Source organism: Providencia sp. PROV272 (assembly GCF_049901975.1).
Lineage (GTDB): Bacteria > Pseudomonadota > Gammaproteobacteria > Enterobacterales > Enterobacteriaceae > Providencia > Providencia stuartii.
The window spans coordinates 1,375,732-1,394,954 of sequence record NZ_CP096291.1; the positions used below are offsets into that span (position 1 = coordinate 1,375,732).

Below are 19,223 nucleotides of genomic sequence, written 5' to 3' on the forward strand. Positions count from 1 at the left end.
CTTTAAATCCGCTTTCTTATTATCGAAAAAGGTTTAATCTTAATGTTGTATTAAAAATGCAACTTATGAGGCAATGAACATGTACTGTGTGCAATGTGAACAAACAATTAGAACTCCAGCTGGTAATGGCTGTGCATACGCGCAGGGTATGTGCGGTAAAACGGCGGAAACGTCTGACCTGCAAGATTTATTAGTGGCTGTACTACAAAGTCTGTCGGCGAGTGCAGTTACGGCCCGTGAATTGGGAATTATTGACCACGATGTCGATAGCTTTGCTCCTCGAGCTTTTTTCTCAACACTGACAAACGTTAACTTTGATTCAGAGCGTATTATTGGCTATGCACGTGAAGCGATTTATCTGCGTGATAAATTAATCAAGCAATGCCAAGCTAAAAATAGTGCCATTGTGTTTAATCACCCCCTGATTAATATCCAATTAAATGGCAACGATATTGCGACCTTGCAAAAACAAGCCGAAGCGTTCGCACTTGATATTGATAAAGCACAAGTGGGTGATGATATTCATGGCTTACGCATGCTTTGCTTATATGGGCTAAAAGGTGCTGCCGCTTATATGGAGCATGCTCATGTATTGGGCCAATATGATAATGAGATTTATCGTCAATATCATCAAATCATGGCGTGGCTCGGTACGTTACCAGCGGATATGAATGAACTGCTTGATAACGCGATGGCGATTGGCCAAATGAATTTCAAAGTCATGGAAATTCTAGATGCAGGTGAAACAGGGGAGTTTGGTCACCCTGTGCCAACAGAGGTCAATGTTCGCCCTGTTGCTGGTAAATGTATACTTATTTCAGGTCATGATCTGAAAGATTTGAAAATGTTGTTAGAACAAACGGAAGGAACGGGGATTAATATTTATACTCACGGTGAGATGTTACCTGCTCACGGTTACCCTGAACTTAAAAAATATTCACACCTTGTTGGTAACTATGGTAGTGGTTGGCAAAATCAGCAAACGGAATTCGCGAAATTCCCGGGTCCTGTGCTGATGACTTCAAACTGTATTATCGACCCTGATGTCGGTCAGTATAAAGATCGTATTTGGACTCGCAGTATCGTGGGTTGGCCTGGAGCGAAACATTTAACGGGAGATGATTTTTCTGAAATGATCAATCAAGCTCTATCAATGAATGGCTTCCCATATACAGAAATTGAACACAAAATTACGGTTGGTTTTGGTCGTCAAACATTATTGAGTGCCGCTGATACCGTAATTGATTTAGTTTCACAGAAAAAATTACGTCACGTATTTTTAGTAGGGGGTTGTGATGGTAGCCGTGGTGAGCGTAGTTATTATACGGATTTCGCTCGCAGTGTACCGGAAGACTGCTTAATTCTAACGTTGGCATGCGGTAAATATCGTTTCAATAAATTAGACTTTGGTACATTGGAAGGCTTGCCTCGTCTACTAGATGTGGGTCAGTGTAATGATGCTTATTCAGCAATCATGCTTGCAGTGAACTTAGCCGAAAAATTAGGTTGTGGCGTTAATGATTTACCATTGAGCTTGATTCTGTCTTGGTTTGAACAAAAAGCGATTGTTATTTTACTGACGCTGTTGTCGCTGGGCGTTAAAAATATTTATACCGGCCCAACAGCACCTGGTTTCTTAACTGAAAACTTATTAAATGTACTGAACGAAAAATTTGGTATGCGTAGCATTACAACAGTTGAACAAGATCTAGCTGAAATTCTGCCTGCTTAATATTAAGAGTGAAGGGGGGATATTTCCCCCCAATTGGAGTGATAGGATGACAATGCCGAGTAGTTTATGTCCAAATAGAATGCAAATACATTCTATTCATCAAGAAACCTCCGATGTATGGACGATTAATTTAATCAATCACGACTTTTATACATATTCACCCGGTCAATATGCACTTGTTAGTATTAAAAACAGCGATGAAATCATGAGAGCTTATACGATTTCATCGACACCTGGGCAAAGCCGTTTTATCACGATTACGGTAAGACGCTTAGAACAAGGCACAGGATCATGCTGGTTAACGGGGGCAGTAAAACCCGGTGATTATCTCTGGCTTTCTGACGCTCAGGGGGAGTTTACCTGTGCAGAGCTCAATAGTAACCAATATCTGATGTTAGCCGCTGGCTGTGGTGTGACGCCAATTATGTCGATGGTGCGTTGGTTGATGGCTAATCGGCCTCAGGCGGATGTCAAAGTTTTGTTTAACGTGCGTGATAGCCAACAAGTCATTTTTGCGGATGAATGGGATCAGTTGATTGAGCGATATCCATCTCGATTACAACTGTGCATTATGGCGGAAACGCCAGATAATGGTGGCGTCGCAGAAGGGCGATTAACCCTTGAGAAACTTTCTGCCTTGGTGCCGGATATTAGCGCTAGAGTGGTCATGACTTGTGGGCCTACACCTTATATGAAGAATGCTCAGCAATTCGCTAAAAGCCTAGGTGTACCTGCTGATCATTTCTTTATGGAACGTTTTTCGCTAGAGCCGGAGCCGGTTGAAAGTGAAGACGTAGTGACATTAAAAATACGCCACCGTTTGGTCGATTTTAAAGTTCCTGTCGGAACGTCGTTGCTGTCGGCTTTAGAACAAAATAAACAGCCAGTCATTGCGGCTTGCCGTGCTGGTGTTTGTGGTAGCTGTAAAACAAAAGTACTCTCAGGCAATTATACGACGAGCAGTACCATGACATTGACAGAAGAAGAGATTGCGGCCGGTTATGTCTTGGCTTGTAGCTGCCAATTACAAGGTGATACAGAAATAGCGTAAGTGACCTCATCAATGAACTGTCTCATTATAGTGGCTAAGTAATGAGACAGTGACCTATGTATTATTTATTAAACAAAAATACGTAATTGGTTGTAAGTTATTATATAATAAAAGGTAACTGAATATCGATATAACACATTAAACGAGTTTATTTAAGTGTATATCCTTCAGGTATAAAATAAACGGATAATTTACTTAATGTGTTGATAGCTGATACTGCAATCTCTTTATTTGGATCTTGGCAAAGATTGATAATACGAACAATAGCTTCTTGGTGTTCAATAGTTGCTTTATAATCTCCTAACGCTGATATAGCGGCGATTTTTATCTCATCATTCACTCGAAATGTTAGATTTGTCAGCATACCGACAATGGTTCTGTCCATAATTAAAACTTCACTCTTTAATTAACCTTGCAGTATTTTAAAATAAAAATAAATATATTAACCACTAAATTAAGAACCTATCCCAAAAGGAATTGTCAGATAATACATAATGATAATTTATGAGGGCAACGTATGGTAGGTAATAAGTGGCAAATCAGTGATGAACTCTGGGAGAAAATGGCTCCTCTCATCCCGGAGCATAGAACTCAACACCCGCTGGGTACGCACCGCAAGCGGGTTGATAATCGCGCTGCAATGAACGCCATTTTCTTCGTACTCAGGACGGGTTGCCAGTGGAATGCGCTAAATGCCACCGGTATATGCTCGTCAAGCTCTGCTCATCGCCGATTTCAGGAGTGGCGGGATGCTGGCGTATTTGAACGCTTCTGGCAAAACGGGTTGCTTGCTTGCGAACAGTTGGACGCTATTGACTGGTCGTGGCTGTCGATGGATGGTTGTATGACCAAATCACCGCTGGCAGGCTCAAAAAAACAGGCAAGAACCCAACAGACCGAGGGAAACGGGGCGTAAAGCGCAGTCTGATGACTGACGGGAACGGGCTTCCGCTTGCACTGGTTGTCGCTGGAGCAAATACGCACGACATAAAGCTGGTTGCGGATACGCTCGATGCCCTCCAGACGGGCAGACCGGGCAAGAGGCTCCGGTTGTGCATGGACAAAGGGTATGAAGCGGAATGGTTGGGAGCGTATCTGAAAAGTCGTCGCTATGAACCTCATATCCAGTCACGGAAGGATGAATCAGAAGCCATCAAAAACACGGATTTTAAGGCCCACCGCTGGGTTGTAGAGAGAACACACAGTTGGATGAATCGCTACCGTCGTGTCCTGACTCGTTGGGAGAAGAAGGTCGAGAATTATGAGGCAATGCTGCATCTTGCCTGTGCCATCATTGTCTGGAATAAAATCCTATTGGGATAGGTTCTAATATGTGATTATGTATTTTTATTTTGAAATACTAATAAGCTGAGACTTTTTTCGAATTAAATAATGCATTAAGTGCATTCTCTTATTAAGACGTTTTTTATGATGGTTGATTTAAATTAAATAAGATGTGACAGAAATAAAATAATTTACCTGTTTGGCGGGTTTTTTATATAGTATAGATTATTCAAAAAATTATAATAATGCAAATTAATATATTCAATATTATTCTTTTATCTTAGGATGAAAGATAAAAGGCGGATTCAAGTCCGAAGTGCAACGCTAAGCCGCCTTTCTTAGCTCCGCAAACACCACCGAAGGTTGTCTGAACCCCAGACACTTGCGTGGCCTGCTGTTCAACGCTCCCTGATAGCGTTGTAAGTCTTCTTCTGTCACTGTCCGCAGGTCTGTTCCTTTCGGGATAAACTGTCTTAACAACCCATTCGTATTCTCGTTCAGCCCACGCTCATGCGAGGCATACGGATGGGCAAAGTACGTATCTGCGTTCAGTGCTTCTGCTATCGCCTTGTGCTCACTAAACTCTAGACCGTTATCGAACGTTATTGTGTGACATACATCCTGATACTCACTCAGCAGTGAGATAATGGCCTTACTGACTTCCACCGCATCCTTTGAAAACACCTTTTTTGTCAGGTAAATACGGCTTTTGCGTTCTGCCAGTGTCACGATAGCACCAGTGCCCTGTTTACCCTGCACCAAATCGGCCTCCCAGTCCCCCAGACGGCTACGGTCATCGACGACTGACGGCCGTAGCTCAATGGATACCGCATCAGGGATGCGCCCTCGTTTCTGCCCGTAGCCCTTACGATATCGCCGTTTGCCCTGCCTAAGATGCCTGTACAACTCGCCACCGCTACGCTTATCCGCATAGATATACTGGTAAATCCATTCATGGCTGACGCTAAGACCAATAATGCTGCCAATTGCACTTATTTGCTCAGGACTCCACTTCCACTCCAGAGCAAATATCACGAAATCTATGGTCTGCTGAGGAATTGTCCTTTTGGCAGATGACAGCCGCCTATCACAGCACTTCTGGTGTGCCTGTTGTGGGTTATAACCAGTATCTGAAGTGTTACGCCTCAGTTCACGGGAGACCGTGGACTTGCTTACACCGATACGGATACCTATCTCATGGCAGGATAAATTATCCTCACGCAGTATCGATATCTGGTATCGTTGTCCTTCGGTTAGTTGCTGATACTTCATACTTACTCGCTCATCTTTGGTCGGAAGAGCAGGATAGCTTATCAGTAGCTAACCGTCCTTCCATCTAACATGACCGAGCGTTGCACTTATTATCTGAATTCGCGAAATAAATTAGATAAAATCAAGTAATTTTCCTTTTTTGTCATTGCGTTATAAATTTATTAATCGGGTAACTACGTTTTTTATTCACGTGTAAAAAATAAGTCAAAAGCAGCGTGTTTTGAACAGTGAATAAAATATTAATACATGCTTGGTTACATTTAGTAACGCGACGAATTGTTGTCATACATCAACTTAAACAAAACCTAAACAAGATAATCAACATGTGTTATTAACGCTATTTTCGGGGTGGTAATTAATAATCTTATGGTTATAATTCGCGTCGCATCAAAAGTGCAGTATCTCGTTAGGCGAGGCTCCTATACAAACACAGGTTACTGATCTGACGACGTCGAGAGACGCCCAAGATCAGGACAGGATATATCGAACGAAGGTATATCCCCATGTAACTTCCAATGTAAGTTGGATACGTTGTATAGTGCTAAAACCGAGACGTAGAGATAGCCACCGCATTCTCTCATCTGGTTTCGCCCCTATGTGAGTACTGTTTGAGTAAACAACAGTAACTAGGGACTAAAAAAATGACTTTCACTACCCAGAACAAAGCGGGATCTGTAGCAATTGCTCAGTCCGCAATGAAAGGCGCACGCCTGAATAACAACAACACTCAGCAACCAAAAATTGATGACGCAACTGTCAGCGCATATATGAGCCAATCTTATTTGCCTGTTTCTATTGCGGATTCTGTTGCTTGCGTGAAAAAGAATTTGATCGAACACTTAGACGGTGAGCAGATCCCAACGTATTTATTTGTTGTTGATCAGGAAAATTATTTAAATGGTATTCTTTCAGTCAAATCGCTATTAGCGGCGGATGAAGGGTTGCTTGTATCCGATATTATGAGACACAACTACTTTTCAGTGGCGCCTGATCAATCACGTCATGATGTTTATGATCTGATCAACCATAGTGGTTTGGATATGATACCCGTTGTTCAATTTGGCAAATTGATGGGGGTATTACGTCCTCAAGATATTGCTGAATTAATTGAAGATGAGAATACGTTAGACGCACAACTTCAAGGGGCGACTACACCACTTGAAGAGCCTTATTTAGCAACCAGCCCTATTACGTTATGGCGTAAACGTGTCGTATGGCTATTAATGCTATTTGTTGCGGAAGCTTATACCGGTACAGTATTAAAAGCCTTTGAAGAGCAATTAGAAGCTGCGATTTCTCTGGCCTTCTTTATTCCATTATTAATTGGAACGGGCGGGAACAGTGGAACACAAATCACTTCAACCCTTGTCAGGGCGATGGCGCTAGGGGAAGTGAGCCTACGTAATTTGGGCGCGGTATTGAAAAAAGAAGTATCAACCTCTTTCTTAGTGGCCGTGACTATTGGTGCAGCTGCTTTGATTAGGGCATGGATACTGGGTGTGGGTGCTGAAGTGACGATTGTAGTAAGTCTAACTATTGTTGCTATCACCATGTGGAGTGCAATTGTTTCTTCGATTATCCCAATGGTATTGAAGAAATTAAAAGTTGACCCCGCAGTAGTATCTGCGCCGTTTATTGCAACCTTCATTGATGGAACGGGTCTAATTATTTACTTCGAAATTGCCAAATTGGTAATGACGGAGTTCGCCTAAAGACACACCATCGACTTGATGCGGCAGTGTTATTCAACATCTGCCGCATTCACCCACTCATTCTGTTTTAAAACCTCCCCACATTTTCGGCACAAATACTGATTCTCCCCTCTGACAATTTTATTATGCCTTCTAATGGTTAATTCGTGCGTTGTGGAACACGCACAATGGTAGGTAAAAGTGCGACTTTTGACGGACGTGACCTCAAAGCGATGTGTACGTTTTGCGGGAACGTCTAAAACGTGTTCCATCATCCACTTCCACTCTTTGCCATGGGGAGCAATACCTTTACGGCCAAAGACTTGATACACTAATAGATGAGCCAACTCATGAGGGATCACCTCATTAATGAAGCTATCACCATTTTCAATCAGTAAGACAGCATTTAAACGAATTTCCCACTCTTTTAAGTAGGCACTCCCTGCTGTTGTTCCTCGCTGCTTATAGTTAAGTGTTGGTTCTGGAAAGATTTGTTCCAGCTTTTGTTGGGCTAAATTCAGCTTTGCCCTCAGCATGCGCATGGATTTTTGTTGAAGATAAATGGGGATTCGAACGGTTTTCATATAACTAAGCATAATATAAGCCGATATGAGGAAACAAGCATTATTGGCTATCATTATATAAAAATATATATTATATTTTATGATAATGTGTTTATTGGGAGGATTTATGAGCGAGGACTCTACAAACCAATTGCTTTTGGCGATGAAGCAGGCTGCAACACAAACGTCATCATTGCTGAAAACATTAGGTAATCCGGATCGATTACTTCTGTTATGCCAGTTAACGCAAGGTGAGGCGTGTGTGAGCGATCTTGAAACGTCGCTGGGCATACAGCAACCAACCCTTTCTCAACAACTAACGGTATTGCGTCATGAAGGGCTCGTGATGACACGTCGTGAAGGTAAACGAATTTATTATGCGATTGCCGATGAAAAGCTCTTCACGTTACTGAATACACTTTACCAACTTTATTGTCCGGTTCAGGAGAAATAATGATGTCTATTGATTGGGCTAATTTTACCCCTTGGTCAGCTGTGATGGGGGGCTTATTAATTGGCGTGGCAGTTTCCCTATTACTTCTTTTTAATGGCAGAATTGCTGGTATCAGCGGTATTTTAAGTGGCGTTTTAAAACCGATTGCAGGGGATACCGCTTGGAAGGTGGCATTTGTGCTCGGGATTATGGCGGCTCCTGCTTTATTTACGCTCTTTTTCTTTTCACCGGAAGTGTCGATCACGACGAGCACCCCTATCCTTATCCTCGCCGGTTTATTCGTCGGCTTTGGTACGCGATTAGGGAGTGGCTGTACAAGTGGTCACGGAATTTGTGGTATGGCGAGGTTTTCTCGGCGTTCGATAGTTGCGGTTATCACTTTTATGTTAGTGGCATTTGCGACGGTAGCGGTTATAAATTTATTGGGATTAAGAGGATAAAGTTATGCCAGTTATTATCGCATTAATCTCAGGTTTATTATTTGGCTTGGGGCTATTATTAGCGGGGATGGGAAATCCGGCTAAAATTCTTAGCTTCTTAAATATTACGGGTAATTGGGATCCTTCTTTATTAGTCACTATGGCAGTGGCGATGGTGATCAGTGCAATTGCATTTGCCTTCGCCAAAAAACGTCAAGCTAGTGTATTAAAATGCCCTATGCAGATCCCGACCAATCAAAAAATTGATAAGCCTCTAGTGATAGGGAGTGTGTTATTTGGACTTGGCTGGGGATTAGCCGGTATTTGTCCTGGGCCTGCATTGCTATTAACGGGGATGGGGTTAACACAAGGGATCATTTTTACATTAGCCATGATTGCGGGCATGTCTGTTTTTCAATTATTCAAAAAATAATAGCGTCAGCCCCAAATTTAAAGGGGCTGAATTTTTTATTAAAGATTAGTGATATCTATTAAATAACATTTCTGCTTTTCTATTTTCATATAAAAATATATCTATTCATATTTAAAAAAATACTTATCATGATAAATATTTAATTTAGCTCGTTGATTTATTCATAAAAAACGCTTTTAAACTGATAATAATATAAATGAACCGTGTGATGGCTATTAATCGCACTGTTTAAAAAACATTTATTATAAAGTGAATAAAGAGGTGCATTATGAAAAATCAATTTAAGCATCTTATATCCTTAAGCTGTTTAGGATCGCTATTACTAGGCGTTTCTCAGTTTGCCCTAGCACATGGTTATACAACAGAGCCACCAAGTCGTGCTTATTTATGTTCGGTGCGTAATACCACTGAATTAAAAAATACGGGCTGTGGCAATCAAGTACCTTATGACCCACATAGTTTTGAAGCACCAAAAGGATCCCCTGAGGCTGGTCCGGCTGATGGAGTCATTGCCAGTGCTGCGATAGCAGCTCACTCTGAAATGGATGAACAGTCGCCGACCCGGTGGGTAAAAAGTGAGCTTAAAACGGGGAAAAATACCTTTGCTTGGTATTTAACCGTTGTGCATTCTACCGATAGCTGGCGGTATTTTATCACTAAGCCTGATTGGGACCCATCACAGCCACTCACACGCGATTCTTTTGATTTAACGCCTTTCTGTGTCAAATATGAAAATGGCGTTAGACCACCAGTCGTCACAGAAATCGAGTGTGATGTGCCGAAAGATCGCTCTGGCTATCATGTCATCCTTGCGGTGTGGGATGTTTATGATACGTCAAATGCATTCTACCAAGTTAGTGATGTCAATATCAGCGATTAATATCGAACGATTAATTGTTGAACTCAATAAAATATCCCGTATTCCTTAACACATTAAGGGGTAAAACATGTTTAGACTAAATAAGTTAATGCTAGCAGCACTTATCGGTCATTGTGCTACTCAGTTTGCATATGCAGCGTTGCCCGGAAAGCCCACAATTCAATGGATGGATAACACCTATAGCATTGTTGAAATTAACCCTAATGAGGATAAATATGAATTATTAGTGACGAGAAAAGAGGCGGCAACTTTTAATGTCTCTTGGGATTTATGGTACGGAGATTATGGAACTACGGCAAAAGTGTATTTGAATGACCAAGAGGTATGGAGTGGTCCTTCAACCAGCTCTTCAGGTCAAGCAAGCCTTTCAATATCTAAAGGCGGGAAGTATAAATTGAAGGTTGCACTATGCAATGGCGACGAATGTAATTTTAGTGATGTGGTTGAAATTACAGTCCAAGATACAGATGGAAGCCATTTTGCTCCGTTGCAAACGCAACTTTTAGAAAATAACCAAGCTTACAAGCAAGACTCAGGAAAAGTCGTTGCTGCATATTTTGTTGAATGGGGAATATATGGACGGAAATTTTCTGCCGATAAAATACCGGCACAAAATCTTACTCATATTTTGTATGCTTTTATTCCTATATGCGGCGGAAATGGAATTAATGATAGCTTAAAGCAAATTGAAGGTAGTTTTGAGTCATTGCAGAAGTCATGTACAGGTAGGGATGACTATAAAGTGACTATTCATGATCCTTGGGCTGCAATTAATGTCTCTCAAACAGGAACTTCATTGTCATATAAAGGTAACTTTGGGCAGTTAATGGCAATAAAGCAAGCCTATCCCCATTTGAAAATATTACCTTCTGTTGGTGGATGGACATTATCAGATCCATTTTATGCAATGAAGGATAAAACCAAACGAGACAAATTTGTAACGTCTGTCAAAGAGTTTTTGTTGACATGGAAATTCTTCGATGGTGTTGATATCGATTGGGAATATCCTGGTGCAAATGGAGCCAGCACCACATTAGCGTCAGATAAAGATGGTGAAACTTATTTATTGTTGATGCAAGAGCTTCGCGCGATGTTGGATGAATTAGAGAAAGAAACCGGGCGCGAATATCAATTAACATCAGCTATTAGTGCCGCGAAAGCCAAAATAGATAAAGTCGATTTTGGGCAGGTACAAAAATCGGTTGATCACTTTTTTATGATGAGCTACGACTTTTATGGTGCATTTGATTTAAATACACTTGGCTACCAAACCGCACTTAATGCCTCCAGTTGGCGTCCAGATACGGAATATACAACGGTTAATGGGGTAAATGCTTTATTGAATCAAGGTGTTGATCCCGCGAAAATCGTGGTAGGTGCAGCGATGTATGGGCGTGGATGGACGGGGGTGAATGGCTATACCAACGGTAATCCATTTACAGGGAAAGCGACAGGCCCAGTTGCAGGGACATGGGAAAATGGAGTTGTTGATTATCGCCAAATCAAAAATCAGTATATGAGCGGACAATGGGTATATAGCTATGATGAAGTCGCAGAAGCGCCCTATGTATTTAAAGCATCAACAGGGGATCTGATTACCTTTGACGATCAACGTTCAGTGCAAGCAAAAGGGAAGTATGTGTTAGAGAACAAACTTGGAGGATTATTTGCATGGGAAATTGATGCGGATAATGGTGATATTTTAAATAGCATGAATTCGAGTTTAGGTAATAGTCTTGCTAAATAAATTGATATTAATATTTATTATAGAGGGAGTCTATTTCCCTCTATAATTATCCAGCATTAAGTGAGCGCTGTTTTTCATAAAGATATACTTCTATAAGATCTATTATTTTATATTACCAATGACTTTTATTTTAATTCTATTTATTAATTATATATCTACTAAGAAAATTAATGACTATTAAGTTAGTAGATTAGGATGTTTCTTGATTGTTTATGAACAACATTATGATAGTTCTATATATGAAGTCGACTAAATATTAATGCGCTGAAATCATTGTATTAGCTATTTAAATTAATTAGGAGCTTATATGACTAGATTATCCGTGGATGCAATTAATATAATAAGTACTATCAAAAAAACAGGTTCTTTTTCAACAGCGGCAGATGTATTGCATAAAACACCGTCTGCGATTTCCTATCAAGTATTAAATATAGAAAGTCGATTGAAAGTTAAGCTTTTTCACCGTAATGGACCTGTAATTCGTTTAACTAAGGAGGGGGAATTTTTATTACAGGAGGGGGCATGGATCTTAAATGCAGTGCAAGATCTCGAAAATAGAGTGAGAAATATTCCAACATTTGATAACCAAATTCGTATTGTGGTTGAAAAATTTCTACCGCTAGATATCTTTGTTCAAGATATTCGTGATTATATTAAGGCAAATGGTGATGTTCATATTTCAATCCTAAGAGAAGCAATGACAGGGGCTTGGGATGCATTAAAAGAAAATAGAGCAGATTTTATTATTGCTCTTGGGGGGATCCCTGAAAACATAAAGGTAAGAACCCAGCTACTAGGAAAACTTAGTTTTGCCCTTTGTGTTTCCCCATCACATCCATTTGCTTCACAAAAAACGATAATAACGAGAAATCAGTTAATAAACGATATCCACGTTGAAATTGCAGATAGTAGCCATGAGCTATCAATTAATAGAGAAAAAGAAGTCATATTAGGAAGGCAAATATTGGTTTGCGATTTAGAAAGTAAATTAGTCTTAATTAAGCGAGGAATAGGGTATGGGTTTATTTGTCCTTCACATATTAAAAAAGAGTTAAAGAACCAAGAATTAGTCATTGTTCCGGTAGAGATCCCTAAAGATGATCAATTTATTTGGCTAGCTTGGCATCCATCAAGTCAAGGTGGTAATTTCTCTTGGTGGAAAGAGCGATTAATAAAGAAGATTGATACATCAAGTTTTATTGAAAATTTATCTACGGTATAATAGAAAGCATACATAATATCTTGCATATTGTAGGCTTGGATGACGCTGAGCTACCCTAGTTATAAAAATACCTAATATATCTAGGGTTGGCTTCTTCTACGATTTCATTACGTTTATTATTCCATAGTAAATAAACGTTTTCTCTATAGACACTACCGCCTTTAACTGGTTTTTATAACCACTTATCTCTTTCCACTATGAAATGAAATAAATATGAGATATGCGTTTCTAAGTGCGAATCATTGCTAATATAAAAATTATTACATGGCAATACTTATTCTATAGGTATGATAAGGCATAAACGTGATGATTATATTCTTTAGCCCAATTAGTTTAGGAGAATTGTACTTTTGCTCAAGGAGTTCTAAAAATGAATTTAAGCGAGGAAATAAGATAGAGGATGAATAAAGAAATAAACCCCACAGTGTGGGGCTTATTGGTTTGGCTAATTATTTTAGGCCAGCAGCTTCACGTAAAATAGCGGCTTTGTCTGTTTTTTCCCAAGGGAATTGAGAACGACCGAAATGCCCGTAAGAAGCCGTTTGTTGGTAAATTGGATGTAGTAAATCCAGCATTTGAATCAAGCCGTATGGGCGTAAATCAAAGAATTCACGCACTAACAGAACCAGTTGCGCTTCTGGAACTTTACCTGTACCAAATGTTTCAACCATGATTGAAGTTGGCTCTGCAACACCAATTGCATAGGAGACTTGGATTTCACAGCGATCAGCTAAGCCGGCTGCAACAATGTTTTTGGCAACATAGCGAGCAGCATAAGCCGCTGAACGGTCTACTTTAGAAGGATCTTTACCGGAGAATGCACCGCCACCGTGACGAGCCATGCCGCCATAGGTATCAACGATGATTTTACGACCAGTTAAACCACAGTCGCCCATTGGCCCACCGATAACAAAGCGACCTGTTGGGTTGATAAAATATTTTGTTGTTGGCACTAACCACTCTGCTGGAAGAACAGGTTTAATAATTTCTTCCATTACAGCTTCATGTAAATCTTGCTGTTTAATATCTTCTGCGTGCTGTGTGGATAAAACAACCGCATCAATGCCAACAATTTCGTTGTTGTCATATTGGAAAGTGACTTGGCTTTTGGCATCTGGACGTAACCATGGCAGAGTGCCATTTTTACGAACTTCTGCTTGGCGCTGTACCAGACGGTGAGCATAAGTAATTGGTGCAGGCATCAGAACGTCAGTTTCGTTTGTCGCATAACCGAACATAATACCTTGGTCGCCAGCCCCTTGTTCTAATGGGTCTGCGCGGTCAACACCTTGGTTGATATCAGGTGATTGTTTACCAATCGCACTTAAAACCGCACACGAGTTTGCATCAAAACCCATGTCAGAGCTGGTATAACCAATTTCGCGAACGGTTTTACGTGTGATCTCTTCAATATCAACCCAAGCACTGGTGGTGATTTCTCCCCCGACCATCACCATACCTGTCTTGACATAGGTCTCGCAAGCAACGCGAGCTTTTGGATCTTGCTCAAGAATCGCATCAAGAACCGCATCAGAGATTTGATCGGCAATTTTATCAGGATGCCCTTCCGATACAGACTCAGAAGTAAAGAGATGTGTAGCCATGAGATTAATACCTTAAGAATTCGCTGATTGTAATTGGATGTTTTAACATCTAGACGTCTATTTTAATGTTTTAACAAAAAAAGTGCTACCTGTTTTTACGTTTGACAGAAAAACAATAAGTAAAAAGACGAGCCTTACAAATTTTATTTCTATTAAGCCAATAACGTTTTGCAATTTCTGCCTAATCAATGTATAAACAGCGACCGTGACGGTTAGTTAAAAATGTTCCGTTATATACCAGTAGGCGTACAATGTGCCTGCTATCTATCAGGAGTGTTTATCTTTCTCGCTATTGATAAAGATTAAACAGTTATATTGGGGGTTAATGGGTAATGATCCATAATCTACTGAATAACAGTAATCAGCAGCTAAATGCGGATCGCCGCGTGTTTTTGGCGTTTACTTTCCTGTCTTTATTTACTTCTTCTCGAAGTTACTATCATCTTCCTAGTACACCCTTGGCTATCAGTCAGTAACTGTCAGCCAAATGGTTGTATTTGTCACCGTTTAGATGTTCTAAGCACTTTAATTAATCCGAGTAATAGCTGTTTCCCCGACATAACTGCCTTGCAGAGCCACGTCTTAGGACGGGTCGCTGTCTGGCCGGAGAAAGCGTCACTCACCCCTCCATAAAGGAGTTTGTTATGAATGATAATATCGCTCGCAAAATGCGCCAGACGTACAACATCGCGTATTGGGGCGGTGGTTACTATCAGGTGAATGAGCGCGGAAATGTCTGTGTTTGCCCAAATCCTGATAACCCAGACACGTCTATTGATCTAGCCGAACTTGTTAATCAAGTTAAAGAGGAGCAGGAGCACTTGCGTTTACCCGCATTATTCTGTTTCCCACAAATCTTACAGCACCGTTTGCGCTCAATTAATGCGGCATTTAGGCGTGCTCGTGAATCGTACGGCTATACAGGCGACTATTTTCTGGTCTATCCGATTAAGGTCAACCAGCAGCGTCGAGTCATCGAATCATTAGTCAATTCAGGTGAACCGCTTGGACTAGAGGCAGGGTCGAAGGCTGAATTGATGGCTGTGCTAGCAAATGCCGGCCGTACTCGTACCGTTATTGTTTGTAATGGTTATAAAGATCGTGAATATATTCGATTAGCGCTTATCGGGGAAAAATTAGGTCACAAGGTTTACCTTGTTATCGAAAAAATGTCTGAAATTGAGGTTGTTCTTAAAGAAGCGGAAAGCTTGAATGTGACACCTCGTTTAGGCGTTCGTGCTCGTTTGGCGTCGCAGGGGTCAGGCAAATGGCAGGCAAGTGGTGGCGAGAAATCAAAATTTGGTTTAGCGGCAACACAGGTTTTACAACTTGTTGAAATTTTACGTCAGGCAGGTCGCCTAGAAAGTTTACAGTTGCTGCATTTCCATCTTGGTTCACAAATGGCGAATATTCGTGATATCGCGACAGGTGTCCGTGAATCTGCACGTTTTTATGTTGAGTTGCACCGTTTAGGCGTAAAAATTCAATGTTTTGATGTGGGTGGCGGCTTAGGTGTGGATTACGAAGGAACGCGCTCCCAATCAGATTGTTCAGTAAACTATGGTTTAAATGAATATGCGAATAATGTGATTTGGGCGATTGGTGATGCGTGTGAGGAGTTTGATTTACCACATCCGACGGTGATCACCGAATCAGGGCGTGCATTGACCGCACACCATACGGTCTTAGTTTCTAATGTGATCGGGGTGGAGCGAAATGAATTTACCAAAACATCTCCTCCCGATGAGGATGCACCGCGTTCATTGATTTCATTGTGGGAAACCTGGGAATCAATGCAGCACCAAGGTAATAGCCGTTCGTTACGTGAATGGCTCCATGATAGTCAGTTTGATTTACAAGAAGCGCATACGCAGTATGCTCATGGTGTACTCGACCTGACTCAGCGAGCGTGGGCCGAGGAGCTTTATTTGAATATTTGTCGTCGTATTCAACAAGACTTAGATCCCAGTAACCGTGCTCATCGTCCAATTATTGATGAGCTGCAAGAGCGGATGGCCGATAAGTTCTATGTGAATTTCTCGTTATTCCAATCGTTGCCAGATGCTTGGGGGATTGATCAGGTGTTCCCCGTTTTACCGATAGAAGGCCTTGATAAGCCTCTTGACCGTCGCGCGGTATTATTGGATATCACTTGTGATTCGGATGGTATTATTGACCATTATGTCGATGGTGACGGTGTTGAAACAACTATGCCAATGCCTGCATACGACCCTGAAAACCCACCCATGATCGGCTTCTTTATGATAGGGGCCTATCAGGAAATTCTAGGTAACATGCATAATCTATTTGGCGATACAGCAGCAATCGATGTTTGGGTTGATAGCCAAGGCAACGTGCGTTATCTGCAAAGTGAAGAAGGCGATTCGGTCGCTGATATGCTGCAATATGTGAAGCTAGTACCAGAAGTATTGCTTGAAAGCTTTACAGAGCAAGTTAAAGGCACTGGGTTGAGCGAGCAGTTGCAAAAAGATTTCGTTGATGAGTTTGAGAATGGGCTTTATGGCTATACTTATTTAGAAGACGAATAATTGGCGATAAATAAACGGTAGCTAATCACAGGTGGTGTAGAGCCACCTATGAGTCTAAATAATAAAAGTATTTGCAGATTACAAATACTGATAGAGGAAGAGTGATGATTAATAGCACATTAGGTAATCAGGTCGATAATTCACTGGTTTCTAACGCATTTGGCTTTTTACGTTTCCCATTAAACTTTCAACCTTATAACTCAGATGCTGAGTGGGTGATAACGGGGGTGCCGTTTGATATGGCAACTTCTGGTCGTGCGGGCAGCCGTCATGGACCTGCTGCTATTCGTCAGGTATCTACCAACTTAGCGTGGGAAAGCCATCGTTGGCCATGGAATTTTAAACTAACAGAGCGCTTAAATGTTGTGGATTGTGGCGATGTGGTGTTTGCTTTTGGTGATGCACAAGACATGTGCGATAAGCTACAAGCACATACAGAAAAATTGCTGGAGGCGGGCAAGCGCTGCTTAACATTTGGCGGTGACCATTTTGTGACTTTACCTCTGTTGCGCGCCCATGCAAAGCATTTTGGTAAAATGGCGTTAGTCCATTTTGATGCACACACAGACACTTATGGTAATGGTAGCCAGTATGACCACGGCACTATGTTCTACCATGCACCAAAAGAAGGGTTAATTGATCCGACTCGTTCTGTACAAATTGGTATTCGTACAGAGCATGAAAGTGATAACGGGTTTACAGTCATTGATGCCGCACAAGTTAATGATCGCGGTGTTGATGAGATGATCGAACAAATTAAATCTATTGTGGGTGATATGCCTGTTTATCTCACTTTCGATATTGATTGTTTAGATCCTGCTTTTGCGCCGGGAACCGGAACACCTGTCATTGGTGGATTAACCTCAGATCGTGCATTAAAACTGTTGCGTGGTTTACAACCGTTAAATATCGTTGGTATGGATTTAGTTGAAGTCGCACCAGCTTATGATCAATCTGATATCACTGCATTGGCCGCAGCAACCATTGCTTTAGATATGTTGTACTTACAAGCATCTAAAAAATAACCTATAGTTTGTCTGATTTTTAGGCTGCCTTCTAGGCAGCCTAATTTATTCTCAATAAAATAGATTGTTATTTAAACAAATATGAGGAAATAGCACTTTTTGCTATACCTCTTTGTGAGTAGTTCCACTTCGATTTGTTACCTATTTCCCTTTTAAAAGTTATTTCTTTCATAAATGCGAGTGATTATCACTCAATTACAGTCATATTTATCTCTATAGAACATAGTTGTAGTCTAATATCATGATTTTGTAACTTATTGTTAATCTTGCTAACGTATTAATCAGTTAGAGTCATTCATTTAACTATCCTTATTGGGAGAAAGCTTATGGCACTGAATAATAAAGTCATTTTAGTTACTGGCGCAGCACAAGGTATTGGTCGTGGTATCGCATTACGTTTAGCGAAAGAAGGTGCCAATATTGCACTTGTCGACCTGAAAAAAGAAAAATTAGCGGATGTGGCTAAAGAAATTGAAGCATTAGGCCGTAAAGCGACAACATTTGCTGCTGATGTCAGTAAGCGTGAGGAAGTTTTTGCCGCAGTTGCACATGCAGAAGCTGAACTCGGTGGTTTTGATGTAATGATCAATAACGCAGGGATTGCACAAGTTAAGCCTATTGCTGATGTACGCCAAGAAGATATGGATCTGATTTTCAAGATTAACGTCGATGGTGTGATGTGGGGAATTCAAGCGGCGAGTGAAAAATTCCAGCAGCGTAAACAAAAAGGGAAAATTATTAACGCTTCTTCCATTGCAGGGCATGATGGCTTTGCAATGCTAGGTGTTTATTCCGCTACAAAATTCGCTGTACGTGCATTGACCCAAGCCGCAGCTAAAGAGTATGCAAGTTCTGGCATTACCGTTAACGCATATTGCCCTGGTATTGTAGGTACGGACATGTGGGTTGAAATTGATGAGCGTTTTGCTGAAATTACAGGTGCACCAAAAGGTGAAACCTATAAAAAATATGTTGAAGGCATTGCATTAGGACGTGCTCAAACTCCAGATGATGTTGCTGGTTTAGTCGCATTTTTAGCAAGTGATGATTCAGACTATATTACAGGGCAGTCGATCTTGACTGACGGTGGTATTGTTTACCGTTAATCAAACCACTTATTAAGCAGAGCATTTTCTGTAAATTAACATTGTGCCTTGGCTAGTTAAAATAGGCCAAAGGCACAATTTAAATATTAATTCGCTATTATATTAGAAACTATATTTCTCCTACCTTTATTAACAGTAGATAAAACTATTTTATTTATTGTTATCATCCATCAAAAATCTTTAGGTAATGC

The 19,223-nt window shown here is 40.8% G+C and carries 16 protein-coding genes, 1 pseudogene and 1 riboswitch; of the genes and pseudogenes, 13 read left to right on the forward strand and 4 right to left on the reverse strand.

Annotation, left to right across the window (positions count from 1 at the left end; all coding sequences use genetic code 11):
- The first annotated feature begins 79 nt into the window (after window positions 1–79).
- The gene (gene hcp / locus M1E93_RS06145; protein ID WP_014656429.1) at window positions 80–1,732 is read left to right on the forward strand and encodes a hydroxylamine reductase; all 1,653 of its coding nucleotides are present in this window, start codon (window positions 80–82) and stop codon (window positions 1,730–1,732) included.
- 46 nt (window positions 1,733–1,778) lie between these two features.
- On the forward strand, window positions 1,779–2,783 hold the full coding sequence (gene hcr / locus M1E93_RS06150; protein WP_154598550.1) for an NADH oxidoreductase: 1,005 nt from the start codon (window positions 1,779–1,781) through the stop codon (window positions 2,781–2,783).
- Between the two features lie 148 nt (window positions 2,784–2,931).
- Here hcr and M1E93_RS06155 read toward each other — a convergent pair whose 3' ends face one another.
- Entirely contained in the window at window positions 2,932–3,168 is a 237-nt protein-coding gene (locus M1E93_RS06155; protein WP_004922032.1) for a HEAT repeat domain-containing protein, read from the reverse strand.
- 177 nt (window positions 3,169–3,345) lie between these two features.
- Between M1E93_RS06155 and M1E93_RS06160 the strand changes: the two are divergent.
- Window positions 3,346–4,106 (forward strand): annotated as a pseudogene (locus M1E93_RS06160) (IS5 family transposase).
- A gap of 285 nt (window positions 4,107–4,391) precedes the next feature.
- Here M1E93_RS06160 and M1E93_RS06165 read toward each other — a convergent pair.
- The gene (locus M1E93_RS06165) at window positions 4,392–5,339 is read right to left on the reverse strand and encodes an IS30 family transposase (RefSeq protein ID WP_140035165.1); all 948 of its coding nucleotides are present in this window, start codon (window positions 5,337–5,339) and stop codon (window positions 4,392–4,394) included.
- A gap of 395 nt (window positions 5,340–5,734) precedes the next feature.
- Window positions 5,735–5,906, forward strand: a riboswitch (M-box (ykoK) riboswitch).
- A 74-nt stretch (window positions 5,907–5,980) separates the two neighbouring features.
- Between M1E93_RS06165 and M1E93_RS06170 the strand changes: the two genes are divergently transcribed.
- Window positions 5,981–7,051 (forward strand): magnesium transporter, encoded by a 1,071-nt coding sequence (locus M1E93_RS06170; protein WP_004922030.1) that lies wholly within the window; start codon window positions 5,981–5,983, stop codon window positions 7,049–7,051.
- A 29-nt stretch (window positions 7,052–7,080) separates the two neighbouring features.
- Here the strand turns inward: M1E93_RS06170 and M1E93_RS06175 are convergent, their stop codons facing one another.
- Window positions 7,081–7,614: a SprT family zinc-dependent metalloprotease gene (locus tag M1E93_RS06175; protein ID WP_426207200.1), complete on the reverse strand. Its 534-nt coding sequence runs from the start codon at window positions 7,612–7,614 to the stop codon at window positions 7,081–7,083.
- A 106-nt stretch (window positions 7,615–7,720) separates the two neighbouring features.
- Between M1E93_RS06175 and M1E93_RS06180 the strand changes: the two genes are divergently transcribed.
- The 6 genes from M1E93_RS06180 to M1E93_RS06205 all read left to right on the forward strand — a co-directional run bounded on the left by M1E93_RS06180 (window position 7,721) and on the right by M1E93_RS06205 (window position 12,748).
- Entirely contained in the window at window positions 7,721–8,047 is a 327-nt protein-coding gene (locus tag M1E93_RS06180) for an ArsR/SmtB family transcription factor (protein ID WP_036941207.1), read from the forward strand.
- A 2-nt stretch (window positions 8,048–8,049) separates the two neighbouring features.
- Window positions 8,050–8,487 (forward strand): YeeE/YedE family protein, encoded by a 438-nt coding sequence (locus tag M1E93_RS06185; protein WP_426207201.1) that lies wholly within the window; start codon window positions 8,050–8,052, stop codon window positions 8,485–8,487.
- A 4-nt stretch (window positions 8,488–8,491) separates the two neighbouring features.
- A complete protein-coding gene (locus tag M1E93_RS06190; protein ID WP_004922016.1) occupies window positions 8,492–8,899 on the forward strand; it encodes a DUF6691 family protein in 408 nt (135 codons plus the stop codon).
- A gap of 268 nt (window positions 8,900–9,167) precedes the next feature.
- On the forward strand, window positions 9,168–9,779 hold the full coding sequence (locus tag M1E93_RS06195; protein WP_426207202.1) for a lytic polysaccharide monooxygenase: 612 nt from the start codon (window positions 9,168–9,170) through the stop codon (window positions 9,777–9,779).
- Window positions 9,780–9,846: 67 nt separating this feature from the next.
- On the forward strand, window positions 9,847–11,526 hold the full coding sequence (locus tag M1E93_RS06200) for a glycosyl hydrolase family 18 protein (RefSeq protein WP_061063804.1): 1,680 nt from the start codon (window positions 9,847–9,849) through the stop codon (window positions 11,524–11,526).
- Between the two features lie 307 nt (window positions 11,527–11,833).
- A complete protein-coding gene (locus tag M1E93_RS06205; RefSeq protein ID WP_004922001.1) occupies window positions 11,834–12,748 on the forward strand; it encodes a LysR family transcriptional regulator in 915 nt (304 codons plus the stop codon).
- Between the two features lie 449 nt (window positions 12,749–13,197).
- Here the strand turns inward: M1E93_RS06205 and metK are convergent, their stop codons facing one another.
- Window positions 13,198–14,352, reverse strand: coding sequence for a methionine adenosyltransferase (gene metK, locus M1E93_RS06210; protein ID WP_004921998.1), 1,155 nt, complete (start codon window positions 14,350–14,352; stop codon window positions 13,198–13,200).
- A 644-nt stretch (window positions 14,353–14,996) separates the two neighbouring features.
- Here metK and speA point away from each other — a divergent pair.
- The 3 genes from speA to M1E93_RS06225 all read left to right on the forward strand — a co-directional run bounded on the left by speA (window position 14,997) and on the right by M1E93_RS06225 (window position 19,032).
- Window positions 14,997–16,901 (forward strand): biosynthetic arginine decarboxylase, encoded by a 1,905-nt coding sequence (gene speA / locus M1E93_RS06215; protein ID WP_004921992.1) that lies wholly within the window; start codon window positions 14,997–14,999, stop codon window positions 16,899–16,901.
- Between the two features lie 104 nt (window positions 16,902–17,005).
- On the forward strand, window positions 17,006–17,926 hold the full coding sequence (gene speB / locus M1E93_RS06220) for an agmatinase (protein ID WP_004921989.1): 921 nt from the start codon (window positions 17,006–17,008) through the stop codon (window positions 17,924–17,926).
- Window positions 17,927–18,252: 326 nt separating this feature from the next.
- Window positions 18,253–19,032 carry an acetoin reductase gene (locus M1E93_RS06225; RefSeq protein WP_004921987.1) on the forward strand — a complete coding sequence of 260 codons (780 nt, stop codon included), beginning with the start codon at window positions 18,253–18,255 and terminating at the stop codon, window positions 19,030–19,032.
- The last annotated feature ends 191 nt before the right edge of the window (window positions 19,033–19,223 follow it).